Source organism: Rhizobium sp. WYCCWR 11152 (assembly GCF_013087615.1).
In the GTDB taxonomy this organism is placed as follows: Bacteria; Pseudomonadota; Alphaproteobacteria; order Rhizobiales; family Rhizobiaceae; genus Rhizobium; species Rhizobium indicum.
In genome coordinates this window covers 766041-792496 of the sequence record NZ_JABFCP010000008.1, presented here as the reverse complement: position 1 = coordinate 792496, position 26456 = coordinate 766041, and the positions used below count along the sequence as shown (strand labels likewise).

The 26456-nt window shown below is 59.6% G+C and carries 31 protein-coding genes and 4 tRNA genes; 19 read left to right on the top strand and 16 right to left on the bottom strand.

Annotation, left to right across the window (positions count from 1 at the left end; genetic code table 11):
• Positions 1–35 precede the first annotated feature (35 nt).
• From G9X67_RS13710 to G9X67_RS34975, 4 genes are all read left to right on the top strand, one after another.
• Positions 36–767 (top strand): transporter substrate-binding domain-containing protein, encoded by a 732-nt coding sequence (locus G9X67_RS13710; protein WP_171598867.1) that lies wholly within the window; start codon positions 36–38, stop codon positions 765–767.
• Positions 768–819: 52 nt separating this feature from the next.
• Complete coding sequence (locus G9X67_RS13705) at positions 820–2517, top strand: carboxylesterase family protein (RefSeq protein ID WP_171598866.1); 1698 nt, start codon at positions 820–822, stop codon at positions 2515–2517.
• A 217-nt stretch (positions 2518–2734) separates the two neighbouring features.
• The gene (locus G9X67_RS34980) at positions 2735–3244 is read left to right on the top strand and encodes a hypothetical protein (protein WP_246705395.1); all 510 of its coding nucleotides are present in this window, start codon (positions 2735–2737) and stop codon (positions 3242–3244) included.
• Positions 3241–3885 carry a hypothetical protein gene (locus G9X67_RS34975; RefSeq protein WP_246705394.1) on the top strand — a complete coding sequence of 215 codons (645 nt, stop codon included), beginning with the start codon at positions 3241–3243 and terminating at the stop codon, positions 3883–3885. Before G9X67_RS34980 ends, G9X67_RS34975 begins: the two co-directional genes overlap by 4 nt.
• Positions 3886–3954: 69 nt before the next feature.
• Here G9X67_RS34975 and G9X67_RS13695 read toward each other — a convergent pair.
• The 4 genes from G9X67_RS13695 to gloA all read right to left on the bottom strand — a co-directional run bounded on the left by G9X67_RS13695 (position 3955) and on the right by gloA (position 6054).
• Positions 3955–4029 (bottom strand) — tRNA-Glu (locus G9X67_RS13695).
• Positions 4030–4103: 74 nt separating this feature from the next.
• Positions 4104–4178, bottom strand: a tRNA-Glu gene (locus G9X67_RS13690).
• A gap of 197 nt (positions 4179–4375) precedes the next feature.
• Complete coding sequence (locus G9X67_RS13685; protein WP_171598865.1) at positions 4376–5446, bottom strand: D-Ala-D-Ala carboxypeptidase family metallohydrolase; 1071 nt, start codon at positions 5444–5446, stop codon at positions 4376–4378.
• A 167-nt stretch (positions 5447–5613) separates the two neighbouring features.
• Positions 5614–6054 carry a lactoylglutathione lyase gene (gloA, locus tag G9X67_RS13680; RefSeq protein WP_138329726.1) on the bottom strand — a complete coding sequence of 147 codons (441 nt, stop codon included), beginning with the start codon at positions 6052–6054 and terminating at the stop codon, positions 5614–5616.
• 195 nt (positions 6055–6249) lie between these two features.
• Between gloA and G9X67_RS13675 the strand changes: the two genes are divergently transcribed.
• Positions 6250–6828: a cold-shock protein gene (locus G9X67_RS13675; RefSeq protein ID WP_012757289.1), complete on the top strand. Its 579-nt coding sequence runs from the start codon at positions 6250–6252 to the stop codon at positions 6826–6828.
• 2 nt (positions 6829–6830) lie between these two features.
• Positions 6831–7319 (top strand): DUF192 domain-containing protein, encoded by a 489-nt coding sequence (locus G9X67_RS13670; protein ID WP_138329724.1) that lies wholly within the window; start codon positions 6831–6833, stop codon positions 7317–7319.
• A gap of 62 nt (positions 7320–7381) precedes the next feature.
• On the opposite strand, the gene G9X67_RS13665 is transcribed toward G9X67_RS13670, so the two are convergent.
• Positions 7382–7458: transfer RNA gene (locus G9X67_RS13665), tRNA-Pro, on the bottom strand.
• A gap of 642 nt (positions 7459–8100) precedes the next feature.
• On the opposite strand from G9X67_RS13665, the gene G9X67_RS13660 reads away from it, so the two are divergent.
• From G9X67_RS13660 to G9X67_RS13650, 3 genes are all read left to right on the top strand, one after another.
• Entirely contained in the window at positions 8101–8406 is a 306-nt protein-coding gene (locus G9X67_RS13660) for an ETC complex I subunit (protein WP_003539138.1), read from the top strand.
• Positions 8407–8463: 57 nt separating this feature from the next.
• Positions 8464–8540: transfer RNA gene (locus tag G9X67_RS13655), tRNA-Arg, on the top strand.
• A 207-nt stretch (positions 8541–8747) separates the two neighbouring features.
• Entirely contained in the window at positions 8748–9587 is an 840-nt protein-coding gene (locus G9X67_RS13650) for an isocitrate lyase/phosphoenolpyruvate mutase family protein (RefSeq protein ID WP_171598864.1), read from the top strand.
• Between the two features lie 83 nt (positions 9588–9670).
• On the opposite strand, the gene G9X67_RS13645 is transcribed toward G9X67_RS13650, so the two are convergent.
• Positions 9671–9961 carry a DUF982 domain-containing protein gene (locus tag G9X67_RS13645; RefSeq protein WP_011651794.1) on the bottom strand — a complete coding sequence of 97 codons (291 nt, stop codon included), beginning with the start codon at positions 9959–9961 and terminating at the stop codon, positions 9671–9673.
• 41 nt (positions 9962–10002) lie between these two features.
• Here G9X67_RS13645 and G9X67_RS13640 point away from each other — a divergent pair, with 41 nt between their 5' ends.
• A complete protein-coding gene (locus G9X67_RS13640; protein ID WP_171598863.1) occupies positions 10003–10203 on the top strand; it encodes a hypothetical protein in 201 nt (66 codons plus the stop codon).
• A gap of 166 nt (positions 10204–10369) precedes the next feature.
• Positions 10370–10549, top strand: a complete 180-nt coding sequence (locus G9X67_RS13635) for a hypothetical protein (RefSeq protein WP_003539245.1) — start codon at positions 10370–10372, stop codon at positions 10547–10549.
• Between the two features lie 105 nt (positions 10550–10654).
• Here G9X67_RS13635 and G9X67_RS13630 read toward each other — a convergent pair whose 3' ends face one another.
• The 3 genes from G9X67_RS13630 to G9X67_RS13620 form a co-directional block, all read right to left on the bottom strand.
• Positions 10655–10966, bottom strand: a complete 312-nt coding sequence (locus tag G9X67_RS13630; RefSeq protein ID WP_138329663.1) for a hypothetical protein — start codon at positions 10964–10966, stop codon at positions 10655–10657.
• 160 nt (positions 10967–11126) lie between these two features.
• Positions 11127–11576: a DUF3597 domain-containing protein gene (locus G9X67_RS13625; RefSeq protein ID WP_171598862.1), complete on the bottom strand. Its 450-nt coding sequence runs from the start codon at positions 11574–11576 to the stop codon at positions 11127–11129.
• 93 nt (positions 11577–11669) lie between these two features.
• Complete coding sequence (locus G9X67_RS13620; RefSeq protein WP_171598861.1) at positions 11670–12047, bottom strand: hypothetical protein; 378 nt, start codon at positions 12045–12047, stop codon at positions 11670–11672.
• Here G9X67_RS13620 and G9X67_RS13615 point away from each other — a divergent pair.
• Entirely contained in the window at positions 12046–12687 is a 642-nt protein-coding gene (locus tag G9X67_RS13615) for a hypothetical protein (RefSeq protein WP_171598860.1), read from the top strand. The genes G9X67_RS13620 and G9X67_RS13615 overlap by 2 nt on opposite strands.
• A gap of 58 nt (positions 12688–12745) precedes the next feature.
• Here G9X67_RS13615 and G9X67_RS13610 read toward each other — a convergent pair whose 3' ends face one another.
• The 4 genes from G9X67_RS13610 to G9X67_RS13595 form a co-directional block, all read right to left on the bottom strand.
• Positions 12746–13519, bottom strand: coding sequence for an amino acid ABC transporter ATP-binding protein (locus G9X67_RS13610; RefSeq protein ID WP_011651798.1), 774 nt, complete (start codon positions 13517–13519; stop codon positions 12746–12748).
• A gap of 35 nt (positions 13520–13554) precedes the next feature.
• Positions 13555–14709 (bottom strand): amino acid ABC transporter permease, encoded by a 1155-nt coding sequence (locus tag G9X67_RS13605; protein ID WP_138329657.1) that lies wholly within the window; start codon positions 14707–14709, stop codon positions 13555–13557.
• A 1-nt stretch (position 14710) separates the two neighbouring features.
• A complete protein-coding gene (locus G9X67_RS13600) occupies positions 14711–15913 on the bottom strand; it encodes an amino acid ABC transporter permease (RefSeq protein ID WP_171598859.1) in 1203 nt (400 codons plus the stop codon).
• A 102-nt stretch (positions 15914–16015) separates the two neighbouring features.
• Complete coding sequence (locus G9X67_RS13595) at positions 16016–17041, bottom strand: amino acid ABC transporter substrate-binding protein (protein ID WP_029873144.1); 1026 nt, start codon at positions 17039–17041, stop codon at positions 16016–16018.
• A gap of 358 nt (positions 17042–17399) precedes the next feature.
• Between G9X67_RS13595 and G9X67_RS13590 the strand changes: the two genes are divergently transcribed.
• On the top strand, positions 17400–18590 hold the full coding sequence (locus tag G9X67_RS13590) for a cystathionine beta-lyase (protein WP_171598858.1): 1191 nt from the start codon (positions 17400–17402) through the stop codon (positions 18588–18590).
• A 31-nt stretch (positions 18591–18621) separates the two neighbouring features.
• Here the strand turns inward: G9X67_RS13590 and G9X67_RS13585 are convergent, their stop codons facing one another.
• Positions 18622–19776 carry an FAD-dependent monooxygenase gene (locus tag G9X67_RS13585; protein ID WP_171598857.1) on the bottom strand — a complete coding sequence of 385 codons (1155 nt, stop codon included), beginning with the start codon at positions 19774–19776 and terminating at the stop codon, positions 18622–18624.
• Positions 19777–19804: 28 nt separating this feature from the next.
• Positions 19805–20050 (bottom strand): zinc-finger domain-containing protein, encoded by a 246-nt coding sequence (locus G9X67_RS13580; protein ID WP_003539274.1) that lies wholly within the window; start codon positions 20048–20050, stop codon positions 19805–19807.
• Positions 20051–20221: 171 nt separating this feature from the next.
• On the opposite strand from G9X67_RS13580, the gene G9X67_RS13575 reads away from it, so the two are divergent.
• From G9X67_RS13575 to clpA, 6 genes are all read left to right on the top strand, one after another.
• Positions 20222–21007, top strand: coding sequence for an alpha/beta hydrolase (locus G9X67_RS13575; RefSeq protein ID WP_171598856.1), 786 nt, complete (start codon positions 20222–20224; stop codon positions 21005–21007).
• A gap of 128 nt (positions 21008–21135) precedes the next feature.
• Positions 21136–21969: a serine O-acetyltransferase gene (gene cysE, locus G9X67_RS13570; protein WP_017960263.1), complete on the top strand. Its 834-nt coding sequence runs from the start codon at positions 21136–21138 to the stop codon at positions 21967–21969.
• A 140-nt stretch (positions 21970–22109) separates the two neighbouring features.
• On the top strand, positions 22110–22313 hold the full coding sequence (locus G9X67_RS34970) for a DUF3126 family protein (protein ID WP_003539277.1): 204 nt from the start codon (positions 22110–22112) through the stop codon (positions 22311–22313).
• Between the two features lie 274 nt (positions 22314–22587).
• The gene (locus G9X67_RS13560; protein WP_171598855.1) at positions 22588–22959 is read left to right on the top strand and encodes a phasin family protein; all 372 of its coding nucleotides are present in this window, start codon (positions 22588–22590) and stop codon (positions 22957–22959) included.
• A gap of 276 nt (positions 22960–23235) precedes the next feature.
• Entirely contained in the window at positions 23236–23586 is a 351-nt protein-coding gene (gene clpS, locus G9X67_RS13555; RefSeq protein ID WP_017988219.1) for an ATP-dependent Clp protease adapter ClpS, read from the top strand.
• 10 nt (positions 23587–23596) lie between these two features.
• Positions 23597–26089 carry an ATP-dependent Clp protease ATP-binding subunit ClpA gene (gene clpA / locus G9X67_RS13550; protein WP_018073448.1) on the top strand — a complete coding sequence of 831 codons (2493 nt, stop codon included), beginning with the start codon at positions 23597–23599 and terminating at the stop codon, positions 26087–26089.
• A 72-nt stretch (positions 26090–26161) separates the two neighbouring features.
• Here clpA and G9X67_RS13545 read toward each other — a convergent pair whose 3' ends face one another.
• Entirely contained in the window at positions 26162–26452 is a 291-nt protein-coding gene (locus tag G9X67_RS13545) for a Dabb family protein (protein WP_171598854.1), read from the bottom strand.
• Between the last annotated feature and the right edge of the window lie 4 nt (positions 26453–26456).

Here is a 26456-nt window from a genome sequence, read left to right as displayed (position 1 = left end):
TCCTAAAGGCATGCGTTCAACTGGAGGAGGAAACCGTGACCTATTTTGACCTTGAGGCGATCCGCAGGGAGATCGCTCCTTCCGGAATGCTGGTCTGCGCCCTCAATCACGGCAATGTCGTGCTGGTTCGGCGCGGGCCGACGGACGAGACGCCGACGGGCGTGTCGGTGGACCTCGCACGGTCGCTTGCAGAAAAACTCTCGCTCCAGATCCGCTTTCGACATTACGACAAAGCCGGCGATGTTTCCGCAAGTGTCGGCACGGAGGAGTGGGACGTGTGTTTCCTCGCAATCGATCCGCAGCGAGCCGAGCGCATTGCCTATAGCGACCCCTATGTCCAGATCGAAGGCGCATTTCTGATACGCCGCGCTGCGGGGCCGTTGGGCCTGAAGGACGTGGACCGGCTGCGACTGAAAATCGGCGCCGTCAAGGGAAGTGCCTACGAACTCTTTCTTTCAAGACATGGCGGAGCCGGCGAACTGATCCGTTTCGACAGTTTTCCGGAAGCGGTGGCGGCTTTGACGGGCGGGGATCTCGATGGTCTGGCGGGCGTGCGGCAGGCCATGTCGATCGTCGCTCGCGACCAGCCCGACTTTGCAGTGATGCAGGAACCGTTCATGGCCATTCCCCAGGCCGTCGGCATCAGTGCGGATCGCCCCGCTGCAGCCGCGTTCACGCGCGCTTTCGTCCAGGAGCAGAAGGCGAGCGGTTTCGTTCGCCTGTCTCTGGTGCTGAGCGGACACGCCGATGTCGTCGTGCCTGCCTGATTGGCACCTGCAGTTCCACGCGGCAATCGAGCAATCAACCTGGGAGGAAGGCATGAGAACGAGTGGGAAGTGCATGCGTGTCGTCGGCAAGAGCAGAACGGGTGCTATCGTCCTGATGGCAAGCCTGCTGCTGAGCGCGGCAAACAATGCGGGCGCGACCGACGGGGCAGGACCAATCACGCTGGCGACTGTCACGGGAGGCCGGGTCGAAGGCGTGCCGAGCGACACTGCCGGCGTTACCCAGTTCCTCGGCATTCCATTCGCCGGAAATGTCGGCGGGGAAAACCGCTGGAAGCCGGCGCCGTCGGTCAAGCCATGGGATGGCATTCTCACGGCCGACAAGTGGGGTGATCAGATGCTCCAGAACCCGAACAGTCTCGGCCGGGCGCGGATTAGCGACAACGGCTTGAACCTTGCGGTCTGGACCCCGGCCCGCAGCACCGGCGATCGACTGCCTGTCTATATGCTCATCCATGGCGGCGCCAACCGCCTGGGTTCGAGCGAGATGAAAGACCTCTATGCGGCGCAGTTGGCGGCGAAGGGCGTGGTCGTGGTCTCTGTTCAATATCGCCTTGGAGCGATGGGCTGGCTGTCGCTGCCGGAGATGGACAAGGACAGTGGCAAAGGCGGCCCGAAAGGCAATTTCGGGGTCCTCGATCTCGTCGATGCTCTTCACTGGATCCAAAGGAACGCAGAAGCGTTCGGAGGCGATCCCAGGACCGTGACGATCGGCGGCCAGTCGGCGGGTGGCGAAAACACCGTTGCGCTCCTCCGGACGCCGCTGGCCAAGGGTCTTTTCAAGCGCGCTTTCATTCAATCGAGCTTCACCGGCTTCCTGCCGGGGAAGGTTGTCGACTTCGCCAAGAAATCCCAGCAAAACCAGGATGCAGTCAATAAGCTCTTCGGCAAAGAGGTGACGCTTGCCGACCTTCGGGCGATCGACAGCAAGGCCTGGCTGGAGAATTGGCAGGGCGGAAAGGACACGCTCTACGGTGCAATGACAGGCGCCGTCGCGACGAACCAGTTCTATACCATCGACGACTACGTGTTCACCAAGGAGTCGGTAAACCTGCTTCAACCGGGCGATTTCGACGGTCTGGATATTATCATCGGGCAGACGGCGGACGAATATACCGGACTGCGGCCGAACGACCTGAAAATGACGGAGGGCGAGCAGCATGAGGCGATGCTGGCGGCGATCCGACCGCACCAGGCGGGCAATGTCGACGACGCCGTCTTTCCGCTCTACGAAACCAACGACCCGATGGAAGCCTATCGATTATCGCTGCGTATGTTGAACGACTATATGTTCGAATATGTGCGCCTCGGGGCGGAATTTGCCAAAGCCCACAGCAACGCCAACGTCTATCTCTACTATTGGGACCACTGGCCACCGGGCAAGGATCAGGGCTTTCGTCGCGCTTGGCACGCGGGAGACAACTGGTACTTCAACGGCTCGCTGCGCCCCGGAAACCATGACCAGCTTCCGTGGACCGACCCGGATTTCGCGATGCGTGACCTGGCCGTCACCTATCTCGCAAACTTCGTCAAGACCGGTGATCCGAACGGCAACAGCGTTCCGCACTGGGGGCAGGTGACCCCTCAGTCAGGCGGCCAGTTCATTCGGTTCCACGAGGGGGAAGCTGCCATGCGGACCTCCACGCTCTACCCAAGCCGTGACGCCTATCTGCGGAAAAAGATTCTGGAGGGTATCGGCATGACGGAGAGGGATATCGCTGAAAAACCCTGATCGCGCGGCCGAGCGGCAGGCCGATCTACAAAACTCGCAGAGCTGATAGAGGCCATCGATCCTGCCAATAAAACGGGTCCAGCCCTAAGAATTGGCGGGTCGTTCCCAGGCTTTCCACCGCGACCTCCCACGCGCACGCAAAGCGCGGGGCGTTTGCACGCCGATTCGACGGCCGTCGTTTGCTTGCCGCGTGTGACTTTACCAAGAGGAGGATACCATGAAAATTGGACGTCGGAGATTCATGACTGCTGCTGCTTGTACTGCGGCTTCCGGCTTGCTGCCGGCAAGAGGTGTATCGGCGGCAGGGGTGGAGCTCAATCACACCGTGGCTGCAGAAAGTCCATGGTTCTGCAATCAGGTGGCGCTGACAGCCAAAGGAGACATGTTCTTCGGCCTGCCGCGCTATCCGGACTACGACCAGACGCCCTGTCTCGCAAAACAGGGCCCGGACGGAAAACCAGCCGCCTTCCCGGGAAATGCCTGGAACGAATGGAAGCCCGGTGACGACGGTTTCGACAGCTTCGTCTATGTCAACTCGATCCATGTCTTCGAGGACGGGACCGTCTGGGCGGTGGACCAGGGAGCGCTGCGCGCAGACTCCTATCCGCCTGCGCTGTCCGAGCCTCACAAGGGCGCACAGAAGCTTGTTCAATTGGATGCGGACTCCGGCGAGGTGCTGCGGGTTCTGCGCTTCGGCGACGACATTCTGCCGAAGGCGCGAAATTGAACGATCTGCGCGTGTTCGGCGACCATGTCTACGTCACGGACTCCGGGTTGGGCGCCTTGATCTATCATGACCTCAAGACCGGCGTTACGCTTCGCCGGATGTCTGGTTCTCCTGAGATGCAGGCAAAGGTCGAACCGAATATGCAGCAGGGTAGTCACCAGACCCCGAAGATCGACATGATCGAGGTCAGCGACGACGGGGAGTGGCTTTATGCTGCAGCTCCGACCGGCCCATTCATCAAGATCAAGACCGCAGCGTTGCGCGACGCGTCGCTTTCGGATGACGACCTCGCCGGACAGGTCGAGGAATACGCGACGATCGCACGTAGCGGCGGCTGCGCCCTTGATACGAACGGCAACCTCTATCTCTCCGAACTGGACAACAAGCGGGTGACGGTCTTGTCACCGACCGGAGAGACTGCGGTGCTGACGTCGGATGACGAGTTCATCAGTCCGGACGGATCGTTCATCAGTGTCGATCGCAAGCTCTATATTCCGGTCACGCAATCCCGCCGAACGAGGCTGTTCGGCAACAAGCAGGACATGGTGAAACGGCCTTGGAAGATCTACGTCGTCGATCTGCCCGAAACATTCGCAGGCATCAAGCTCGGCGCCTCTCTGAATGGACCGTCGCTCCCCTGATGCATATCAGAGCAGCCGAGCCCTGTTCTGGTCGAATAGAACGCCGAGACTGGCTTCTGTGACCAGGAGTGGTACGCCCTAGGGGAGTCGAACCCCTCTTTACAGAATGAGAATCTGTCGTCCTAACCGATAGACGAAGGGCGCAGGCAGCCTCGTTAAAATAGGAGCGCGCGCCGGTTTCTGCAAGCGGAAGTGTTGGCTTCCATATGGAGAGAAAGTGGTACGCCCTAGGGGAGTCGAACCCCTCTTCCCAGAATGAAAATCTGGTGTCCTAACCGATAGACGAAGGGCGCTTCCTTCGTGGTGGCGCCCTTATAGTCAGGCGTTTTGAATCCCGCAAGCGGAATTGCGGTTTTCTTTCAAAAAAATGACAGGAAATCCGAGTGCGTTCGAGAAGCTGATTATTGAAGCTGAATCAATAGGCTGCCGGTTGTTTCTTTAACGAGACGAGGTGCAGCTGCCGTTACGTAATGCGAAAATCGCGCGGCCGTCAGATCGCTCTTGCCGTCGTTATCGGTGCGCGCTTGCCGCCGCAGCCCCAGTTCCAGTCGCGGCTTTTGCCGGTGTCGAGGTGAACCGAATCCGTGTGGCAGTAGGTGCCGACGCCGCCGCGGTCCGGCAACGAGCGGATATAGGCGGCGATATCCCATTTCGTAACACCGTCGATCTGGATGTCGGCGGCCTCGCAGCTCTTGTGCATCGATTCGTCAGCGCCGCCGACGAGGCGGTTATGCTCTTCGTCACGGTAGCCGGAGGTGACGATAACCGGCCGGCCGAAATGGCTTTCGACCATCTTGATCACTTTCAGCAGGTCGGGCTTGAAACAGCCGACCTCGACCTTGTCGTTCTGGAGATGCAGCCCGTTCGGCGCGATACGCGTCATGCCGGGCAGGGCCGCCTTGTGCAGCAGGCCCGAGAGGCTGCCGAGCAGGTTTTGCTTCGGCGCGCTGTAGAGCGCGTTCATCGTCGAGGTCGGAATGCTGCCCGTCGCCAGCGACGCCGTCTGCACGGGCGCAAGCTGCGTGCTGCTATTCTGCGAGGATTGCTGCGGTAACACCGGCTCCGCCGGCTGTTGGGGCATGGGCGGCTGGCTGTAGACGCTGCTTCGCGCAGGTGCTGCACCTTCCACCGGCACATAGGCCTGCGGCTGAATGACGGTGGACGTGCTGTTGTTCTGCGGCGCTGGCTGGTGATCGGAAAAGATGCTCATCGCCTGCGCGTTGATCCTGGTCGACTGCAGGACGAGCCCGCCGATATTGGCGGGCGCCGTCGTCGCCGAGCCGGCGGGGGGGACAGCTGCATTCGGATCTTGTGCCACGATCTGAGGCGCGCCCTGGACGCCGGAGACGTTGACGAGGCGGGGATCGGTATAGACCGAACGTGGGGGGGCAGGGCTTGCAGGCGCTGCCGTGGCCAGCTGCGGTGCTGCGGCCGGCACAGCCGGAACCACCACCGCCGAATCGAGCGCCTTCTTGTCCGACGCGCAGCCGGACAGCGCCAGCACCGAGGTGGCGATCAGCAAAGCGCCCGTCACGGGCATCCGCATCTGCATCTTACGCAAGCGACAGTCTCCAGTTGATGCGGAAAATAAGCGAAAAACGCTTCTCTATCCGCTTCGAGTCGCCAGGAGATTGCCTGCGGCGTCGGATCGCGGCAAGCGCCGAGGCGCCGGCCGGACCCGAAATCGAAAAAGCCGCAAGCCTCGCAAAAGCCTTGCGGCAAAAACCCTTACCAGGCGCCGGTATTGCCCATCGAAGACCAAGGTTCGGCGGCCGGAAGTGGGTTGCCCTTCTGCAGGATTTCGATCGAGATGCCGTCGGGCGAGCGCACGAAGGCCATGTTCCCGTCGCGCGGTGGCCGGTTGATGGTGATGCCGTTGTCCATCAGATTTTGGCAGGTGGCGTAAATATCGTCGACCTCATAAGCGAGGTGGCCGAAATTGCGACCTCCGCTATAATCTTCCGTGTCCCAATTGTAGGTAAGCTCGAGGCAGGGGGCTTTTTCGCTGCGCGCACGGTCGAGATCGTCGCGAGCAGCCAGGAAAACCAGGGTGAAGCGGCCCTTCTCGTTTTCGTGGCGGCGAATTTCCTCCAGTCCGAACAGCGTGGTGTAAAAGGCAAGCGAGGCGTCCAGGTCTTTGACACGAACCATTGTATGTAGATAACGCATTCTATTTACTCCTTTATTGGGGCTGGCTTTTTTCGGCGAACCGAGGTCAGCTTCGGGCAAGTCAACTTTATAAAATGTGCACCTGGGAATAACCGAAAACTAGGACTTGCGCTTATCCGTTACCAAGATGTTAATCTTGATTTCAAGAATCAGTTAACCGTAACAGTGTGACGCGTATTCGAGGGGCTGGCGACAATGGCTGACAGGATTTCATCGAACGAATACTCCGACCTCGACGAGCTATCAGGAGAGGCGGTCGATCTTGTTGAAATCACCGGCGTCGTCAAGTGGTTCGATGTCGCCAAGGGTTTCGGCTTCATCGTGCCCGACAACGGCATGCAGGATGTTCTCCTGCACGTGACCTGCCTGCGCCGCGACGGTTACCAGACGATCCTCGAGGGAACGCGCATCGTCGCCCTTATCCAGCGCCGCGAGCGCGGCTATCAGGCCTTCAAGATCCTCTCGATGGACCAGTCGACCGCGGTTCATCCCTCGCAACTGCCGCCGGTGCGCACCCATGTGCAGGTCACCGCGACGAGCGGCCTCGAGCGTGCACTGGTCAAGTGGTTCAACCGCACCAAGGGCTTCGGCTTCCTGACACGCGGCGAGGGCACCGAAGATATCTTCGTTCACATGGAGACGCTGCGCCGCTTCGGCCTGACGGAGCTCCGCCCCGGCCAGGTGGTTCTCGTTCGCTTCGGCGATGGCGAAAAGGGCCTGATGGCCGCAGAGATCCATCCCGACGTTCCGAGCCCGGCAAGCCGGTCGCACTGAATATGCGCGGCCTAATCCTATTTGATGCTATCAGAAGCGCCATCCTGGCGCTTTTTTTCATGGTCGCGCTGCCGGCCTTGGCTGACGAGGAGATGCGGTTCGACAAGGAGCCGCTGCTCATCCAGACCGCTGCGGGCAAGGTGCTGCATTTCACTGTCGAAATCGCCTCGACCCCGGATCAGCGCGCCCGCGGCCTGATGTTTCGCAAGGTGATGGCCGATGATGCCGGCATGATCTTCGATTTCGACCAGCCGCGGCGCGTCACCATGTGGATGGAAAACACCATCCTGCCGCTCGACATGCTTTTTGCCGACGACACCGGCACGATCCGCCACATCAAGGAAAAGGCAGTGCCCTATTCGCGCGACATCATCGATTCGATGGTTGCGGTGAAATACGTTGTCGAACTCAACGCCGGCATCGTAGCCAAACTGGGAATCAAGCCTGGCGACAGGATCGTCAGCGCCACGACGACGAAGAAGGCGAAGTGACGGCGCGCGACCACGAGCAGGGTGCGCCTGTCAAGGAATTCAACAATATCGGGATATTTGAATGGTCGGAGTGGAGAGATTCGAACTCCCGACCCTCTGGTCCCAAACCAGATGCGCTACCAGGCTGCGCTACACTCCGTGCCGTGAATGGCAGGGGAGATACACGGTTCACCTCGCCGTCGCAACCCATAAATCCAGCTCTGGCCGAAGATTCCTCGCCGGACCTGTGGATGCAAGACAGAAAAATCTTGATAGGTCGCCAGCCTGCTTGCCGGGCGCACGAGTTCTGTCTGCCTGGCGCAATTGTACGTCAGCACAAGGCTACCTCAGCCGTGGGCGATCAGGCCGATATATTGGGCGTAGCTGATGACAACGTAGAAGAACGCCGTGATGCTAGCGCCTATGACAATGGCATTGAACTCCGCCGAACGTCTCATCATGAGCTGCAAATCCACTGAAATCGATTGAGCCGTAAACTAGTGCCGAGGGAAGGCAGCGGCAATCAGGTTGTGATCACAAGGTGAGACAAGCGGAAATATTGCGAAATCCGGCCGGCAATCACCGGATTTGAAGGGGAGGCGGTGTCGGCCGTCATGCGAACGGAGTCGGCAGCCGTGTCGCACACCGCCTTTTTTCTTGAAAAAGCGGGGATTCGCGGCTAAGCAAAATTCATCTCTTGGCATTATCCTCAGCGATGATGCCAAGGCCCGAGAACGGGCCGGCAACGGGATTGAGACCATGAAAGGCGGGCGCTGCCCGCATAGTCGGAGATGCTGCAGTCATGTCTGCCAAAATCTATCGTCCAGCCAAGACCGCCATGCAGTCCGGCAAGGCCAAGACCCATCTCTGGGTGCTTGAATACGATCAGGAGTCGGCGCGCAAGATCGATCCGATCATGGGCTACACTTCCTCGGGCGATATGCGCCAGCAGGTGAAGCTCACCTTCGAAACGCAGGAACTCGCCGAAGCCTACGCCCAGCGCAACGGCATCGAATACCGCGTCATCGCACCGAAGGATCCGGTCCGCCAGGTCGTCGCCTATCCGGACAATTTCCGCTATACGCGCACGCAGCCCTGGACGCATTGAGATTTCTGGTCCAGATATGCCGCATCCGGTCGCGCTCGTGAGACGCGGCCGCCGGACGGCCCCTTAGCTCAGCTGGATAGAGCACCTGCCTTCTAAGCAGGTTGTCGCAGGTTCGATTCCTGCAGGGGTCGCCACTATTTCAAAGTCCATACCGAAGACATGGTAACAGCTGGTTTCGGCCTCTGCTGCGGACTCATGTCTAGTCCAGGAGCGTGAGACTGACGGAAATGCGCACCAATAGCGCATCGTCGCTATTCTCTCCTAAGCTAGTTCGCGCAACTCGTTCACATTTCGTTCCCGCGATGCTAGTCTCGCCCTCAGTGAAACGTGAGGGGGCATTTATGGATCAAAGGGCCAAGTTCGAGCGACTGAAGGCACTTCACCAGGGGGACAGTGCCTTTGTCATCCCGAACCCGTGGGACGCCGGTTCGGCTCGCCTTCTCGCAAGCCTTGGCTTCGAGGCGCTCGCGACCACCAGCGCGGGTTACGCCTTTTCCAAGGGCAAGTTGGATTCATTCGCGAGCCTTGGACGGGATGAGGTTCTTGAGAACGCTGCCGAGATCGTTGGCGCTGCTGATCTTCCTGTCTCTGCCGACCTTGAAGATGGCTTCGGTGCGTCGCCAGAAGCCTGTGCGGAAACCATCCGCTTGGCATGCGAAACCGGACTTGTCGGCGGATCGATCGAAGACGCAACAGGCAATCCTGCTGCCCCGATCTACGAGCTGTCGCAAGCCGTCGAACGCATCCATGCTGCAGCAGAGGCTGCGCGCGGTCTGCCTTTTCTTCTCACGGCGCGGGCGGAGAATTATCTTTGGGAGAGACCCGATCTTGACGACACCATCGAACGGCTGCAAGCATTTTCGGCCGCTGGGGCAGATGTGCTTTACGCACCCGGCTTGCCTGACATCGAGGCAATCAGAACCGTTTGCGCGGCCGTGGACAAGCCAGTCAACGTGGTCATGGGTTTGAAAGGGCGAAAATACTCTGTTGCCGAACTGTCGAGCGTCGGCGTGCGCCGCGTGAGTGTCGGCGGCTCTTTCGCGCGGGCCGCTCTGGGGGCGTTGTTGCGCGCCGCTATGGAGGTGAAAACAGCGGGTACGTTTGGATATGCCGACGACGCGCTCTCTGCTGCAGCGGTTAGCCAACTGATGTCACGGGAGAAACGCCAGGACAGGCTATGAGCTGGGCAGAAACCAAAGTCGCGGCGGATTTGCACTGCTCGAGCGTTTCCGCAAATCCTTCTCTGGAATCTGCTCGAGCGATCTCAGTGAACGACCGAGAGGTAGCGGATGCCGGCTTCATCAGCCGCTCTCATCAGCGCTTCCCGCGCGGCGCCCGGGGGCGTGGTTCCGCGGATGGCGTCGAGGCATGTCCTTACCGCCACAACATACTCCTCGCCGTCATCACCCGGCCATTCGGAAATGAGCATGGTGGCTGCATCGCCGAGGGTCCTGACGACGCTGTATTTTTCCTGGCCGCTCATGAGGATCCTCAGTGCGGGAAACTGATGCGATGTGTACCGATTCATTACATTTGGTCCTTGCATCATAAACATATTAGTAACTCTGCAAGAAGCGTTCCAACTGACACCGCAGGATGATTATCTTCTATGAATCGGCAAAAGCAGTCGGCAACGCTTCTCCAGGCAGGAAGCCGGGAACTTGTTTTCAACACATTGCCGTCATATTGATTCATCTATCGAAATTGCTTGTCGAGCTTGGTTTGCGCTTTGGCGTCCCGGCTGATCTTTCCTTTCAAAATCGATTTCTGCGCCGTCCGGCAGCCGCCGGAGGGTGATTGTCATGCCGGTTGAGGGGGAATCGTCATGAATGCAGGCAAGTCTTTGATCGACGCAAGCCTCCGCCAAACGCACATCGTCGCTGCCTGATATGCCTTCGGTCTTTGACCGCGGAAGTCAGTGCCGGCATTCCGGCTGGGTTTTCCAGCCATTGAGGAGAATTTCATGAGCAAGACCAATGCAGAGGCACTGTTGCGCAAAGCGCAGCGCCAGGTTGCCAATACCAGCGGCGGTGGCCATCTCGGCGGCACCAACTTCGGTCAGGGCAATGACGCCAAGACTGCGTCCGGAAGCGGCAACCGCCCGGCGGGCAAGGGCCGGCCGCCAGCTGGCGGCAAACGCTGACCATAGCGCCGCGCGCCTTTTAAGACGCGCAAAGAACGCAGTGAAGACAGCCCCGCCAAAATGGCGGGGTTTTTGTTTGATAGCCTCTGAAGGGCTCGGCTCTTCTCAGCGATCCAGGAAATGATCGAAGTAGACCTGGGGGATGGGGTAGGCGTAGACGCCTCTGTCGACGAAGCTGCGTCTATAGAGGCAATTTCTGAGAGCCGCGTTGTAATGCAGGCTTCGCGGGTCCGACGAGCCTCGTCGCCATGAGCTTGCCTCCGGCAGGCAGTGTTGGAGTGCCTTGTCGTATCGAGCCAGGAGGACCGGGTCGGTATCGACCCGAATGCCGCTATAGGATTGATAGTTTGAAGGAGATTCTGCGGCCGATATACAGGCCAGGCTGAGTGCAACACCAACGACTGCCATCAATCTCATTGGACTTATTTCTCCCCTGATCGATTATCGAAGTATCGAGCGAAACGTTATTGGTTCCAGCGCCTGCGGGCAAGGGGACGGCTTGTTTCGGCGTCCCCTTGCCCGAGACGTTAACCGCATAGCTGCCGCCACAGAAATGGCGGCAGCTATGCGTCATCGATCAATCCAGGAGGTCGGCCGGTACCTTGCCGCCGTTTTCCGAAAGCCGCTTCATCAGCGCCTTGTGCAGCCACATGTTCATTTTTGCGGAATCGTTGGTGTCGCCGGTATAGCCGAGTTCAGCGGCAAGTTCCTTGCGCTCGGTCAGGCTCGCATCCATCCCGACGGCTTTCATCAGGTCTACGATCGAGCGGCGCCAATCGAGTTTCTGACCGCTCTTCTTCACAGCCGCGTCAAGGATCGGGACGATATCGACAGTGGCTGTGCCTGGCGCGGTGGCCGTGGGGACCGGCTTGCTTTGCGGGGCAGGGGCCGCAGGCGCCGGATTGGGGGCTGCCGACGGTGAGGCAGGCGCTTGCGCCGGCTCTGTCTTCGGTGCGCCGGCCGCAACGGGTTCGGCTGCTTTCGCCTCTCCGAAGATTGCATGTTTGATCTTGTCGAAAATGCCCATTCTAAACCTCCAGTTCCATCAGATGAGAACATGCCGAAACATGGACTTCCCGCTTGATATATCCAGGCGGAAAGGGAGTTATTTTTAGTATGTTCAATCGCTGATGGAAAAGCCAATGCCCGCGAGAGCTGTGGTCGATCTCAAGGAAAAGCTGCGATCGGATTGTTCGCCGCCGGCTGAAGATTGCTGGCGCCATTGGAGGGAATACTTCAGCAGCCCTCCGACTGTCAGACGACATGCCCGCTTTTGGCACAGTCGGTCGGGCAATTCGGAATTCGATAACCGCGAAACATCATTATACGCCGCCGAACGACTTGCCGCGCCCTGTCGTGAAACATTCGTCATCTCTTCACGTTGCCTTGCCATGGACGTCCTGTAGTTGCAGGCGTCCGATCGATCGAAGGTACGCGCGTTCCTCGATTTCGAACTGCCGGGCAGATCGTTCGGCGGAATGGAAACGGAGGAAAACATGACCCATAACCACAATAGACTGTCCTTTGCAGTGCTCGCATCCACCTGCGCCCTCCTTGCCGTGCCGGCAAGCGATGCGCGTGCGATCGATGTCGGTGTGTCGGTGAATGCAGGCAATGCCGTCAGCGCCGATGTCGGGGCTTCGATTGGCGGCGGGAGCGGCATCAGCGCTGATGCCAATGCTTCCGTTGGTGGCTCGAACGGCGTCAATGCCGATGCGACCGCCAATGCCGGCGGTGGCCGGGGCATCGATGCCGATGTCAATGCTAGTGTCGGCGGCGGCAACGGTATCGACGCAGACGCCAACGCCAGGATCGGGCGCGGCGTCAATGCCGATCTCAATGCACGCACCGGCGGTTCCGATGGAATCGATGCCAACGCCACGGCCTCGGTTGGCAGCGGTAATGGCGTCGATGCCGATCTCGCCATCGGCAGGGTAGATGGGGCAGGCAGCAGCGGCAGACCCGCGGGCGAGCGCAGCCTCAGCGCGTCCCAGATCCGCACCCTGGAGGCCTTCCAGGCGAGGCCTGTCAATGAGCAGCGCAAGATGCTCGTCCGTTGCGCCGATATCTCCGCCTCCGGCGGTGATTCCGGCCTTGCCGGTCTCTGCAGTCTGCTGCAGGCGACAGCCTCCCGCTGAACGTGAAAGACCCGCCGAACCGGAAGGTGCGGCGGGTCTTTTCAAGGGACGCTTCGATCTAGTGCAGGATCTGGCTGAGGAACAGCTTGGTGCGTTCGTGCTGCGGGTTATCGAAGAAGGCGGCCGGTTCGTTCTGTTCGACGATTTGGCCCTGGTCCATGAAGATGACCCGGTTGGCCACCTGGCGGGCAAAGCCCATTTCATGCGTGACGCAGAGCATGGTCATGCCTTCCTCGGCAAGACCCACCATGGTGTCGAGCACTTCCTTGATCATTTCGGGATCGAGCGCCGAGGTCGGCTCGTCGAACAGCATGATCTTCGGGTTCATGCACAGCGAACGCGCGATCGCCACGCGCTGCTGCTGGCCGCCGGAGAGCTGGCCCGGATATTTGTTGGCCTGCTCCGGGATCTTGACCCGCTTCAGGAAGTGCATGGCCACTTCTTCGGCCTGCTTCTTCGGCATCTTGCGGACCCAAATTGGCGCCAGCGTGCAGTTTTCGAGGATCGTCAGATGCGGGAAGAGGTTGAAGTGCTGGAACACCATGCCGACTTCGCGCCGCACCTCGTCGATCTTTTTCAGATCGTTGGTGAGCTCGGTGCCGTCGACGACGATCTTGCCTTTCTGATGCTCTTCAAGGCGGTTGATGCAGCGGATCATCGTTGACTTGCCCGAACCCGACGGGCCGGCAATGACGATGCGCTCGCCGCGCATGACCTTCAGGTTGATGTCGCGCAGCACGTGGAAATCGCCGTACCACTTGTTCATGTTGACGATCTCGACCGCCACTTCCGTTGCGGAAACGGTGAGCTTTTTCGCTGGAGCTTCAGCCATGACTATTTTCCCTCATTCTTATCGTTGTAGCGTTCTTATCGTTTGTGGCCGGTATCGAGATGGCGCTCCATGAAACCTGAATAGCGCGACATGCCGAAGCAGAACAGCCAGAAGATGAAGCCCGCGAAGATCAGGCCCGTGATCGGCGTGACGGCGCTTGCCCAATTGGCATCGGAGAAGTTCAGCTTAACGATGCCAAGCAGGTCGAACATGCCGATAATGGTGACCAGCGACGTGTCCTTGAACGTTCCGATGAAGGTGTTCACGATGCTCGGGATGACCAGCTTGATGGCCTGCGGCATGATGATCAGCCGGGTCTTCTGCCAATAGCCGAGGCCGAGTGAATCGGCGCCTTCGAACTGTCCCTTCGGGATCGCCTGAAGGCCGCCGCGGATCACTTCAGCCATATAGGCCGACGTGAAGATCGACACGCCGATCAGCGCCCGAAGCAATTTGTCCACGTTCCAGCCTGTCGGAAGGAAGAGCGGCAGCATGACACTTGCCATGAACAGAACGGTGATCAGCGGAACGCCTCGAATGACCTCGATGAAGGTAACGCAGAGCATCCGGATGACGGGCATCTTCGAGCGGCGTCCCAGCGCAAGCAGAATGCCGACGGGTAGGGAGACGGCAATACCGACAAAGGACAGGACGAGCGTCACCATCAACCCGCCCCAGAGCGGAGTCTCCACCACTTCGAGGCCGAAGCCGCCGTGAAGAAGCCAGAAGGCGATGACCGGCAGGACGGCGAACAGAAGAATGGCGTTCAGGCCCTTGCGCGGCGCCGACGGGATCAACATCGGAACCAGCAGCAGAATGAACAGGATCCCGACGATCGCCGGCCTCCAACGCTCACCGAGCGGATAGCGGCCGAAGATAAACTGATCGTACTTGGCGCTGATGAAAGCCCAGCATGCGCCACTCCAGCCGTCAGGCTGGATGCCGCCCTGGATCGTCGTCGCGCAGAATGTGCGGTCCGGGCCGGACCATACGGCCTGGATGAACAGCCAGTTGACGAGATGCGGCACGGCCCATGCGATGAGCGCAAGAGCCAGGATCGTCAGGATCACGTCCTTCGGAGTTGCCAGGAGATTGCGGCGTATCCAGGCGACGGCTCCCCTCTCGCCGGGGGGCGGCGGTTCGGCGGCAAGGATGGACGTTCTGACAAAGGGTTTATCGGCGACCGACATCTTATCTCTCCACCAGTGCCATCTTGGCATTGAACCAATTCATGAACAGCGACGTGAGAATGCTCAAGCTGAGATAGACGATACCCCAGATGCAGACGATCTCGATCGCTTGACCGCTCTGATTGAGGATCGTGCCACCGACGGCAACGAGATCCGAGAAACCGATCGCGATGGCGAGTGAGGAGTTCTTGGTCAGGTTCAGGTACTGGCTCGTCAGCGGCGGGATGATGATGCGCAGCGCCTGCGGCACCACGACAAGTCTCGTCACGCTCGACGGATGCAGCCCCAGCGCGCCGGCTGCTTCGGATTGTCCCTTAGGAACGCCGCGAATGCCGCCGCGAACGATCTCGGCGATGAACGAGGCGGTATAGAAGGACAGAGCGAGAAACAGCGACATGAATTCGGGGCCGACGACGGAGCCGCCCGTCAGGTTGAACTTTCCGGCGACCGGAACGTCGAAGGTGAGCGGAAAGCCGGAGACAACGAAGACCAGCAATGGCAAGCCGACGATCAGCGCGATCGCCGTCCACACGGTGTGGAACGGCTGGCCGGTTGCGGCTTGGCGTTTGTGAGCCCAACGCGCGATGATGATGGTGGCGACAATCGCAATCAGCAGGGCGATGCCGACCGCTATCATGCCTGTCTCGAAGATCGCCTTCGGGAAGGCTAGTCCTCTGTTGTTGAGGAACATGTTGAAGGGCAGGCCGACCGACTCGCGCGGCTGCGGCAAGACGGAGAGAACGCCGAGATACCAGAAAAAGATGACGAGCAGCGGCGGAATGTTGCGGAAAACCTCGACATAGACCGTGCAGAGCTTGGCAATCAGCCAATTGCGCGACAGCCGGCCGATCCCGATCAGGAAGCCGATGATGGTCGCGGTGAAGATACCGGTCACCGCCACCAGCAAGGTATTCAGAATGCCGACGAGAAGTGCGCGCGCATAAGTCGAGTCACTCGAAAAGCCGATCAGCGACTGGCCGATTTCGAAACCGGCGCGGCCGCGAAGAAAGCCGAAACCCGATGCCGTATTGCTGCGCGCAAGGTTCACGGCCGTGTTGTGGGCCACCCACCACACAAATGCCACCAGAACAACGATTGTTAGAACCTGGAAAAATATGCTCCGGTATTTCGGGTCGTACATTGCCGACCGGAAACTCCAGCCGGTGTCATGCAAAGGTGTCCTATCCACAGCCCCATGCGTCATGCCGCGCCAATCCCCTTGTGCCCGTTTTCGGGCTTTCTTTTTACTTTTTGGAGTGGGAAGGCGGCTTGGCCGCCTTCCCGGTATTTCATTGCCGGTGCTCGATTAACGAACCGGCGGTGCGTACTGGATGCCGCCCTTGTTCCACAGAGCATTCAAGCCGCGTGCGATCTTGAGGGGGCTGCCCTCGCCGATGTTACGCTCGAAGATTTCGCCATAATTGCCGACGCCCTTGATGACGTTGGCGGCCCAATCATTGGTCAGGCCGAGATCGGTGCCGATCTTGGTGTCGGTCTCGCTGCCGAGGAAGCGCTTGATATCAGGGTTCGGCGAGTTCTTCATCTCGTCGACATTTGCCTGGGTGATGCCGAACTCTTCGGCATTGATCAGCGCATAAGCCGTCCAGGAAACGATATCGAACCACTGATCATCACCCTGACGGACGGCCGGGCCAAGCGGCTCCTTGGAGATGATCTCAGGAAGGATGACGTGTTCGTCGGGATTCTTCAGCGTCAGACGCAACGAATAGAGACCGGACTGGTCGGTCGTGTAAACGTCGCAACGACCGGCGTCGTAGGCCGCGTTGACCTCAGGAAGATTTTCGAAGACGACCGGATTGTACTGCAGATTGTTCGTCTTGAAATAATCGGCGAGGTTCAGTTCCGTGGTCGTGCCCGACTGCACGCAGATTGCGGCGCCGGAGAGTTCGAGCGCCGACTTCACGTTCAGGCCCTTGCGCACCATGAAGCCCTGACCGTCATAATAGGTGACGGGACGGAAGTTGAAACCGAGTGCGGTGTCGCGGTTGATCGTCCAGGTCGTATTGCGCGAGAGAACGTCGATTTCACCGGACTGCAGAGCGGTGAAACGTTCCTTCGCATTTGTCGGCGTGTACTTGACCTTGGTGGGGTCGCCGAACACGGCCGAAGCGACGGCCTTGCAGAAGTCGACGTCGAAGCCGGCCCAATTGCCGGAAGCGTCAGGTGCGGCAAAGCCTGTAAGGCCGGTGTTGACGCCGCACTGAACGAAACCCTTTGCCTTGACGTCTGAGAGAGTGGTGGCGGAGGCGGCCGAGGCGCCAACTGCCAAAACTGCTGCGCCGATGGCGGCGGACAGGAGCTTATTTTTCATTTTCCCAACCTTTTCCGTTGTCTTATCTTTTCTTGTGGGGAGTGCGTGCCGACAATCCGTGCGCCTCCCCATTGTCTCGACACCCTCCCGGCGCGAGTGGGTCTATCACAGTCGTAAATGTCACTATGGTCAAGTGTCGCGCTCAATAATTGCGGCAAAATTCAGAATTTTGGTAGATCGCGCTGCATTCATGGGCACTTGGCCATGAAATAGGCGTCTGGTTGCGGAAAAATAACGCGAAAATCGACAATTCCATCATTCCAGGCCGTCGCTTGCATCAATCTTCAAGGGTTGACCGGAAACGGCGCGACGTCCAAAAGTCTGGTTTCGCGACACTTCGCCAAAGGCTATTTCCGACATGAACGACAAAGACAGCTTGCTGCAGAATGCTGGCATCAACACCCGCCTGACCCATATCGGCAACGACCCCTTCGATTATCACGGCTTCATCAATCCGCCGGTCGTGCATGCCTCGACGGTGTTGTTTCCGAATGCGCGGGCGATGGAGACGCGCACGCAGAAATATACATACGGAACGCGCGGCACCCCGACGACGGATGCACTCTGTGAGGCGATCGACGCACTCGAAGGCTCGGCCGGCACGATCCTCGTGCCGTCGGGCCTTGCGGCCGTCACCATTCCGTTCTTGGGTTTCGTCGCTGCCGGCGATCATGCGCTGGTGGTCGATTCGGTCTATGGCCCGACGCGCCATTTCTGCGACACGATGTTGAAGCGCCTCGGCGTCGAGGTGGAATATTACCACCCGGAGATCGGCGCCGGCATCGAGGCGCTGTTCCGGCCGAACACCAAGCTCGTTCATACCGAGGCCCCAGGCTCCAATACTTTCGAAATGCAGGATATTCCGGCGATCTCGGCGGTTGCGCACAGCCACGGCGCCGTCGTCATGATGGACAATACCTGGGCGACGCCGGTTTATTTCAGGCCGCTCGATCACGGCGTCGACATCTCGATCCACGCATCGACGAAATATCCGTCCGGCCATTCCGACATTCTGCTCGGAACGGTTTCGGCCAATGCCGAGCACTGGGAGCGGCTGAAGGAAGCAAACGGTGTGCTCGGCATCTGCGGCGCACCCGATGATGCCTACCAGATCCTGCGCGGATTGCGCACCATGGGCCTGCGCCTCGAGCGGCACTATGAAAGCGCGCTTGATATCGCGAAATGGCTGGAGGGCAGGGACGACGTCGCCCGCGTGCTGCATCCGGCCCTGCCGAGTTTCCCTTCTCACCATCTCTGGAAGCGCGATTTCAAAGGCGCCAGCGGCATCTTTTCCTTCGTGCTTGCCGCCGACGGCCCCGAGAAATCAAGAGCAAAGGCGCATGCCTTCCTCGACGCGCTCAGGATTTTCGGTCTCGGCTATTCCTGGGGTGGCTTTGAAAGCCTCGCCTTGCATGCCTATCTCAACGATCGCAAGATCGCCAAGGCGCCGACGGACGGTCCGGTCATCCGCCTGCAGATCGGCATCGAGGACGTGGCCGACCTGAAGGCCGATATCGAACGGGGTTTTGCCGCGGCAAGCGCCGTCTGACCAGGCGCGCTTTGTCGTCGCTGGTCGCGCCTCACGGCAGATCGACAGCCCGATAGCCGTAGATCCAGTCGAGATCTGCCGCCAGGCTTAGCGGCGGCTTGAGGCCGAGCACGAGATCGCGACCGATCCGGATCGGCCCTTTCGCATGATAGGCGAACCGGTTGAAGGCGCCACGCTGGCGAAGCTTCGCAATGCGCGGCGCCCGATGTCTTTCGAACCGCGCCAGCGCTTCTGCCGCGGGACGGTTCGAAAGAAACGCCGCCAGTTCGTAGGCGTCTTCGATCGCCATCGCTGCTCCCTGTCCGGCAAAAGGCATCATCGCATGCGCGGCGTCGCCGATCAGAACCGTCTTTCGGCCGTCCTGCCAGGAGCCGGCGGTGGTTTCGAACAGCGGCCAGAACGTCAGCTTCCTATTTCTGTCGAGCAGCGAGACTATCGCTGAGTTCCAGCCGGAAAGGCGCGCCCGCAGCTGCGCCCGCTGCTCGGCCGTTACTTCGCTTTGCCAGGCCTGCGGCGCGATATTGCCGGCGGTGATCGCCACCATGTTGAAGCTGCCGCTTTCCCTCAGCGGATAGCAGACGAGATGCGCCGAACCGCCGAGAAAAGCCGAAACGCTTGCCCGGTCGAGGAATCCGGGCGCCTCCGTTTCGGCAATCGTAAAACGGTAGGCGATATTGCCGGAAAAGCGCGGCGAGGGGCTGCCCGGAACGAATTGCCGGAGCTTCGACCAGACGCCGTCGGCGCCGATCACAATATCGGGCGTCCGCTCGAAAGGCGGTAGGGTCGAATCTATCCGCACGCCAAGGTGAAGCCGGCAGAGCGGATCGACCGTAACCGCAGCCAAAAGCGCTTTCTGCAATGTGGTGCGGTGCAGGACGCCATAGGGAGCGCCCCAGCGTTCCCGCGCGAATTTGCCGGCCGGCACCGCCGCGAGCTGGCGCAGCGACCCACCCGATATCAGCCGGATCGCGTCCGGCTCGAGCCAGACCTTTGACAGTCCCTCAAGGATACCGAGTTCGGCAAGGATGCGGGAAGCGTTCGGCGAAACCTGCAATCCGGCGCCGATTTCGGTGAGTTCGCCCGCCTGCTCGAAGATCTCCGAACTGATGCCCCGGCGCGAAAGCGCAAGGGCAGCGGTCAGCCCCGATATCCCGGCGCCGATGATGGCGGCATGTTCGATCGGCATTGCCCGTCCGATCCCGGATATGGACTGACTACGCCGCCTTCACGTGGAAAACGCAACCGGCCGGATTCGTCTGGCTGGGCTTGAGCGCGGAATTAAAGCGATAAAGCGTCGAGCAGTAGGAACAGACCTTCTCGTTGTCGTCGCCCATGTCGATGAAGATATGTGGATGATCGAAGGGAGCCGAAGCGCCGGTGCACATGAATTCCTTGACGCCGACTTCGATAACGCGGTGACCGCCGTCGTTCTGGAAGTGGGGAATGTTGTGGCCGGCCATGTCGCTCTCCGAATGCTTTGAAATGTGCGCGAACCTTATAAGCCTTCGCCGCAAATGTGTAGAGCCAAACCGCCGCGCCAAGCACAGTTTTCAGCCGCAGTTTTTAGCCACAGTTTTCGGCTTCACGATGAAAGGCCGCTCGATTATGGTCGCGCCAAAAAGGAAGGCCCGATGAACCTGAATACGCCCACATTTTCGAGCTTCACCCATGACGGATTGCAGCTCGCCTTCTTCGATGAGGGCGATCCCGCCGGCGTCCCCGTGTTGTTGATCCACGGCTTCGCCTCGACCGCAAACGTCAACTGGGTGCATCCGGGCTGGCTGAAGACGCTCGGCGACGCCGGCTACCGGGTGATTGCCATCGACAATCGCGGCCACGGCGCCAGCGACAAGCCGCATGATGCCGAAGCCTATCGTCCCTGGGTGATGGCCGGTGACGCGATCGCCCTGCTCGACCATCTGGGCATTCCGGAAGCCAATGTCATGGGCTATTCGATGGGTGCGCGCATTTCCGTCTTTGCCGCGCTTGCCAATCCGCATCGCGTCCGTTCGCTGGTTCTCGGCGGCCTCGGCATCGGCATGACCGACGGCGTCGGTGACTGGGACCCGATCGCCGATGCGCTGCTGGCCCCCTCGCTCGACGAAGTGACGCACGCCCGCGGCCGTATGTTCCGCGCCTTCGCCGAGCAGACGAAGAGTGACCGGGTCGCTCTTGCCGATTGCATCCGCGGCTCGCGCGATCTCGTCGCTCGCTCCGATATGGCCAAGCTCGACATGCCGACGCTGATCGGCGTCGGCACCAAGGATGATATCGCCGGCTCGCCGCAGGAATTGGCGGCGCTGATGCAAAATGCCGAAGCGCTCGATATTCCGGGCCGCGATCATATGCTCGCCGTCGGCGACAGGGTTTTCAAGGAGGCGGTGCTGGCCTTCTATGCAAGGGTCGCCCATCGCTGACAACATCGTGATGCCGAAAAACCATGCTAAAAAACCATGGCGACGGCACCCATTTATGTTATTGGCGTTTTCCTCTATATATTGGCATTCCGAAAACGGCATTCCTGCTGGCAGCGAGGAGAGCGGCGATGGTCGCAAAGACTGACATCCGTGCTTTTGACACAGGCCATCCTGTGAAGGTGATGGATCCCATCTGGGACAGCCTGCGCGAGGAAGCCCGGCTCGCCGCCGAACGGGACCCGGTTCTCGCCGCCTTCCTCTATTCGACGGTGATCAACTACCATTCGCTCGAGGAATGCGTCATCCACCGCATCTGTGAACGTCTCGATCACCCCGACATGCAGGCGAACCTGCTTCGCCAGACCTTCGAGGAAATGCTCCTCGACTGGCCGGATTGGAGTTCCATCCTGCGCGTCGATATCCAGGCGATCTACGATCGCGATCCCGCCTGCCTGCGCTTCATGGAGGCGGTGCTTTATTTCAAGGGCTTCCATGCGCTGCAGACCCATCGTCTCGCCCATTGGCTGCTGAACCGCGGCCGGCGTGATTTTGCGCTCTATCTGCAGAGCCGCTCTTCCAGCGTCTTCCAGACCGACATCAACCCGGCCGCCCGGATCGGCAAGGGCATCTTCCTCGATCACGCCACCGGCCTCGTCGTCGGCGAGACGGCCGTCATCGGCGACAACGTCTCGATCCTGCACGGCGTCACACTCGGCGGCACCGGCAAGGAGGGCGCCGACCGCCATCCGAAGATCGGTTCCGGCGTCATGATCGGCGCCGGTGCGAAGATTCTCGGCAATATCGAGATCGGCTATTGCTCACGCGTCGCCGCCGGCTCCGTCGTATTGAAGGCGGTGCCGCCCAAGAAGACGGTGGCGGGCGTGCCGGCCAAGGTCGTCGGCGAGGCCGGTTGTTCCGAGCCGTCGCGCAACATGGACCAGGTGATCGGCGCCGATATCTGAGCGCCCATTGGAAACAAGGATAGGAAAAGTCGGCGGGATCCGAGCGGGGAGAGCCACGAGCAAACGGCAACCTTGCCTTTACACCGCTGCATTTCCTGTGCAAGAAGCGGCCAATCAAGACCGCTTACGGAGATGACAGAGTGAAGCCAGAAGAAATCAAGAAGCTCGACGCCTATTTCAAGCGCATGTTCAATCCGCAGATGATCGTCAAGGCGCGTCCGCGCAAGGATGATTCTGCGGAAGTCTATCTCGGCGAAGAATTTCTGGGTGTCGTCTATATCGATGACGAGGACGGCGACCGCTCCTACAACTTTTCGATGGCGATCCTCGACGTCGATCTCTGATCGCGTTCGAAAGCTTCAAAAGGACCGAACGGCGCGATCCGTTCGGTCCTTTTTTCGTTTTTTCGATTCGCAACGAGAATTTATTCAAAACTTCCGGTTGCGGCATTCTGATATATTTTAGCAAAATCAGTTAAAGACGTACGTGCCCCGGCGCGCTGCCTTTGTTATGTTATTGTAATGCAACCTTTGGATGTTTTGCAACGCACAAGACTACTTGACTATTTGTGCATTGCAGCTACCCTGCGGCCACCAACAGCCCAACGGAGGATGGCTCATGTTCAACTTTGACGATGCTAACAAGAAGAGCAAGGAAGCCGTCGACACGGCCCTGAAGACCTATACCGACACGTCCAAGGGCTTTCAGGCAATCGCCGCAGAAGCCACTGAATATTCGAAGAAATCTTTTCAGGACGCGGTGACGCATTTCGAAACGCTGGCCGGCGTCAAGAGCTTCGAGGCTGCCTTCGAGCTGCAGACGAGCTACGTCAAGGCGTATTTTGAAGGCTTTGTCTCCGAGACGACGAAGCTCAGTGAGATGTATGCCGATCTCGCCAAATCAGCCTACAAGCCCTATGAGGCACCGATTGCCGCTGCCGTCGTCAAGACCGCCAAGTCGGTGTCGGCGGCGACGCCTGCTGCTGCTTGAACTGATTTCAAAGGCGCAACCTGCGCTACATATTGAAAAATGAAGACCGGCTACGCATCTGTAGCCGGTCTTTTTGTTTCCACTTTCGCTGCAGCGCCCGCATGGGATCGACCGGGGACTTTTTTGGTCTTTCCCGTGCATGCCGGCCATTTCTTGATTGCAGTGTCTGACAGGGGGCTTAAAATCAGCCTATTATGAACTAAGTTAGTGTTTCAGATATTCGGCGGGAAAAGCACCCTCCCATGCTCCGCTGGATTGCTTGAGGAATGAATGACAATGATCGCAAAGCCGATCCGGATGCAGAACGACAGCGAAAGGAACGGGGACAACGCAAATCGAACCTCGGTCATCACGCGCACCAAGCCGAAGACCAAGAAGCCCAATCTTTATCGTGTGCTGCTTTTGAATGACGACTACACTCCCATGGAATTCGTCATTCATATTCTGGAGCGTTTTTTTCAGAAGGATCGTGAAAGTGCCACCCGCATCATGCTCCATGTCCATAACCACGGCGTCGGCGAATGCGGAATATTCACATACGAGGTAGCGGAAACGAAGGTCAGCCAGGTGATGGACTTCGCCCGGCAGCACCAGCATCCGCTGCAATGCGTCATGGAAAAGAAGTGAGGATCTGAACGTGCCAACATTTTCGCCTAGTTTAGAGAAGGCGCTCCATCAGGCACTGACCTTTGCCAACGAGCGGCACCACGAATATGCGACGCTCGAGCATCTGCTGCTCGCCCTGATCGACGATGCCGATGCGGCCGCGGTCATGGGTGCCTGCAATGTCGATCTCGACGCGCTGCGCAAGACGCTCGTCGAATATGTCGATAACGAACTTTCCAACCTGATCACCGGTTATGACGAGGATTCGAAGCCGACCTCCGGCTTCCAGCGCGTCATCCAGCGTGCCGTCATCCACGTGCAATCGTCCGGCCGCGAAGAGGTGACCGGCGCCAACGTGCTCGTCGCGATCTTCGCCGAGCGCGAGAGCCACGCCGCCTATTTCCTGCAGGAGCAGGAGATGACCCGCTACGATGCCGTCAACTACATCTCCCACGGCATCGGCAAGCGCCCGGGCGTTTCGGAAGCGCGTCCCCCGCGCGGCGCCGAAGACGAAGCCGAAAGCAGCAAGCCGACGGCGCGCGGCGGTGAGGAAGAGGGCGGCCCGAAGAAGCAGCAAGACGCGCTCAAGGCCTATTGCGTCAATCTCAACGAGAAGGCCAAGGGCGGCAAGATCGATCCGCTGATCGGCCGTCACGCCGAAGTGAGCCGCACGATCCAGATCCTGTGCCGCCGTTCGAAGAACAATCCGCTCTATGTCGGTGATCCCGGCGTCGGCAAGACGGCGATCGCCGAAGGCCTTGCCAAGCGCATCGTCGAAGGCAAGGTTCCGGAAGCGCTCGCCGATGCGACGATCTTCTCGCTCGACATGGGCACGCTCTTGGCCGGCACGCGCTACCGCGGCGATTTCGAGGAACGCCTGAAGCAGGTCGTCAAGGAACTGGAAGAATATCCGGGCGCCGTGCTCTTTATCGACGAGATCCACACGGTGATCGGTGCCGGCGCCACCTCAGGCGGCGCAATGGATGCATCGAACCTCCTGAAGCCGGCCCTGTCATCGGGCGCGATTCGCTGCATTGGTTCAACCACCTACAAGGAATACCGCCAGTTCTTCGAGAAGGATCGGGCGCTGGTCCGTCGTTTCCAGAAGATCGACGTCAGCGAGCCGTCGATCGAAGATGCGATCGAGATCATGAAGGGCCTGAAGCCCTATTTCGAAGAGTATCACCACCTGCGTTATTCGAACGACGCCATCAAGTCGGCCGTCGAATTGTCGGCCCGCTACATCTCCGACCGCAAGCTGCCCGACAAGGCGATCGACGTGATCGACGAAACCGGTGCGGCCCAGATGCTGCTGCCGCCGTCCAAGCGCCGCAAGCTGATCACCGAAAAGGAGATCGAGGCGACGGTCGCGACGATGGCGCGCATTCCGCCGAAGACCGTCTCCAAGGACGATGAAGCCGTGCTTGCCAATCTCGAGAAGGAACTGCGTTCGGTCGTCTACGGCCAGGATATCGCAATCGAAGCGCTTTCGACCTCGATCAAGCTGGCGCGCGCCGGCCTTCGTGAGCCGAACAAGCCGATCGGCGCCTATGTCTTCTCCGGTCCGACCGGCGTCGGCAAGACCGAGGTGGCAAAACAGCTGGCATCGTCGCTCGGCGTCGAACTCCTGCGTTTCGACATGTCGGAATATATGGAGCGGCACACGGTTTCGCGTCTGCTCGGCGCACCCCCCGGCTATGTCGGCTTCGACCAGGGCGGCCTTCTGACCGACGGTGTCGACCAGCACCCGCATTGCGTGGTCCTGCTCGACGAAATCGAGAAGGCGCATCCCGACATCTACAATATCCTGCTGCAGGTCATGGACCACGGCACGCTGACCGACCATAACGGCAAGAAGATCGATTTCCGCAACGTTATCCTGATCATGACGACCAATGCGGGCGCATCCGAAATGGCCAAGGCGGCGATCGGCTTCGGTTCGTCCAAGCGCACCGGCGAGGACGAGGAGGCGCTGACCCGTCTGTTCACGCCGGAATTCCGCAACCGTCTCGACGCGATCATTCCCTTCGCGGCGTTGCCGACGGCCGTCATCCACAAGGTCGTGCAGAAGTTCATCATGCAGCTGGAGGCCCAGCTTTCCGAAAGGAACGTCACCTTCGACCTGCACGAGGATGCGATCGCCTGGCTGGCGGAAAAGGGTTACGACGAGAAGATGGGCGCCCGCCCGCTTGCTCGCGTCATTCAGGATACGATCAAAAAGCCGCTCGCCAACGAAATCCTCTTCGGCAAGCTGAAGAAGGGCGGCGTCGTCAACGTCACTGTCGGCCCGAAGGAAGACGGCAAGCCCGGCATCGTGCTCGAAGCCATCTCGGAAACGGCGCCGATCAAGCCGAAGCCCGAAGCCGAGGTCGTGCATCCCGAAGGCGATGATGGGGATGACGGCGAGCTGAAGACCAAGGCGGCCCGCAAGACCCGCGCCAAAGCAGTGCCGCAGGCCGAGCCTGAGGTCCGCGACGCTCCCAAAAAGGGAAGCGCGGTTCCGAAGGTTCCACGCAAGAAGTAAGATACCGTCACCGAATTGGAAAAGGCCGCGTCACTGCGGCCTTTTTCGTTTCTGGATCTGCATGCGCCCTTTTCAGAGCCTAGTGTAGTCGATCTCGAGAAAGTCGGCGACCTCGGGCACCCAGCGGTCGCGCACGAAAGCAACATGCAGTGGATGGACGTTATAGACGTCGTAGCCAGCCTGATCGTCGAACTCCATCGAGAAGCCGAAGGTGAAATCGTTTTTCCGGCTCGTCTGCCGAAGCTGCTCGAAATTTCGCACGCTCGGGATATTGGCAAGCACCAACGCTTCGGCGAGGAATGACTTTTCTTCAGCCGAGCCGGATTCGTGCTTGAGGCGGAATGCGACCGTGTGGCGGATCATGATC

Coding starts and splice junctions, on each gene's coding strand:
- G9X67_RS13705 (WP_171598866.1), top strand. CDS start 820: ATGAGAACGAGTGGGAAGTGCATGCGTGTCGTCGGCAAGAGCAGAACG.
- G9X67_RS34980 (WP_246705395.1), top strand. CDS start 2,735: ATGAAAATTGGACGTCGGAGATTCATGACTGCTGCTGCTTGTACTGCG.
- gloA (WP_138329726.1), bottom strand. CDS start 6,054: ATGCGTTATCTACATACAATGGTTCGTGTCAAAGACCTGGACGCCTCG.
- G9X67_RS13675 (WP_012757289.1), top strand. CDS start 6,250: ATGGCTGACAGGATTTCATCGAACGAATACTCCGACCTCGACGAGCTA.
- G9X67_RS13670 (WP_138329724.1), top strand. CDS start 6,831: ATGCGCGGCCTAATCCTATTTGATGCTATCAGAAGCGCCATCCTGGCG.
- G9X67_RS13660 (WP_003539138.1), top strand. CDS start 8,101: ATGTCTGCCAAAATCTATCGTCCAGCCAAGACCGCCATGCAGTCCGGC.
- G9X67_RS13650 (WP_171598864.1), top strand. CDS start 8,748: ATGGATCAAAGGGCCAAGTTCGAGCGACTGAAGGCACTTCACCAGGGG.
- G9X67_RS13645 (WP_011651794.1), bottom strand. CDS start 9,961: ATGTTTATGATGCAAGGACCAAATGTAATGAATCGGTACACATCGCAT.
- G9X67_RS13640 (WP_171598863.1), top strand. CDS start 10,003: ATGATTATCTTCTATGAATCGGCAAAAGCAGTCGGCAACGCTTCTCCA.
- G9X67_RS13635 (WP_003539245.1), top strand. CDS start 10,370: ATGAGCAAGACCAATGCAGAGGCACTGTTGCGCAAAGCGCAGCGCCAG.
- G9X67_RS13630 (WP_138329663.1), bottom strand. CDS start 10,966: ATGAGATTGATGGCAGTCGTTGGTGTTGCACTCAGCCTGGCCTGTATA.
- G9X67_RS13625 (WP_171598862.1), bottom strand. CDS start 11,576: ATGGGCATTTTCGACAAGATCAAACATGCAATCTTCGGAGAGGCGAAA.
- G9X67_RS13615 (WP_171598860.1), top strand. CDS start 12,046: ATGACCCATAACCACAATAGACTGTCCTTTGCAGTGCTCGCATCCACC.
- G9X67_RS13620 (WP_171598861.1), bottom strand. CDS start 12,047: ATGTTTTCCTCCGTTTCCATTCCGCCGAACGATCTGCCCGGCAGTTCG.
- G9X67_RS13610 (WP_011651798.1), bottom strand. CDS start 13,519: ATGGCTGAAGCTCCAGCGAAAAAGCTCACCGTTTCCGCAACGGAAGTG.
- G9X67_RS13605 (WP_138329657.1), bottom strand. CDS start 14,709: ATGTCGGTCGCCGATAAACCCTTTGTCAGAACGTCCATCCTTGCCGCC.
- G9X67_RS13600 (WP_171598859.1), bottom strand. CDS start 15,913: ATGACGCATGGGGCTGTGGATAGGACACCTTTGCATGACACCGGCTGG.
- G9X67_RS13595 (WP_029873144.1), bottom strand. CDS start 17,041: ATGAAAAATAAGCTCCTGTCCGCCGCCATCGGCGCAGCAGTTTTGGCA.
- G9X67_RS13590 (WP_171598858.1), top strand. CDS start 17,400: ATGAACGACAAAGACAGCTTGCTGCAGAATGCTGGCATCAACACCCGC.
- G9X67_RS13585 (WP_171598857.1), bottom strand. CDS start 19,776: ATGCCGATCGAACATGCCGCCATCATCGGCGCCGGGATATCGGGGCTG.
- G9X67_RS13580 (WP_003539274.1), bottom strand. CDS start 20,050: ATGGCCGGCCACAACATTCCCCACTTCCAGAACGACGGCGGTCACCGC.
- G9X67_RS13575 (WP_171598856.1), top strand. CDS start 20,222: ATGAACCTGAATACGCCCACATTTTCGAGCTTCACCCATGACGGATTG.
- cysE (WP_017960263.1), top strand. CDS start 21,136: ATGGTCGCAAAGACTGACATCCGTGCTTTTGACACAGGCCATCCTGTG.
- G9X67_RS13560 (WP_171598855.1), top strand. CDS start 22,588: ATGTTCAACTTTGACGATGCTAACAAGAAGAGCAAGGAAGCCGTCGAC.
- clpS (WP_017988219.1), top strand. CDS start 23,236: ATGATCGCAAAGCCGATCCGGATGCAGAACGACAGCGAAAGGAACGGG.
- G9X67_RS13545 (WP_171598854.1), bottom strand. CDS start 26,452: ATGATCCGCCACACGGTCGCATTCCGCCTCAAGCACGAATCCGGCTCG.